This window comes from Streptomyces sp. SID14478 (genome assembly GCF_010548525.1).
In the GTDB taxonomy this organism is placed as follows: Bacteria; Actinomycetota; Actinomycetes; order Streptomycetales; family Streptomycetaceae; genus Streptomyces.
This window is the reverse complement of the sequence record NZ_JAAGMG010000664.1, coordinates 1-231: the sequence shown is the minus strand read 5'-3', so window position 1 is coordinate 231 and position 231 is coordinate 1. Positions and strand designations below refer to the sequence as shown.

The window sequence follows — 231 nt, the reverse complement described above, 5'->3', positions numbered from 1 at the left end:
ACGCGTGGCGACGCGAGGAGTCCTTCAGCGCGGTGGTCCACCTCACTCCCGAGGAGATGTCCGAAGTGGCCGACGCCGTACGCCGGTTGCTGGACCCGTACCGCGAGCGCGACGACCGGCCCTCCGCCCGCCCGGCGGGGACCATGGCGGTGGCCGCGATCACGCGGATGTTCCCCCTGCTGCCCGAGCACACCGGCAACGACACGGACAAGGGCGGGAGTTGAGACCACA

General features: G+C 71.4%; 1 pseudogene. It reads left to right on the top strand.

Annotation, left to right across the window (positions count from 1 at the left end):
- Positions 1 to 224: pseudogene (locus G3I40_RS21790) on the top strand (ArsR family transcriptional regulator); the annotation flags it as partial.
- Positions 225 to 231: the final 7 nt, after the last annotated feature.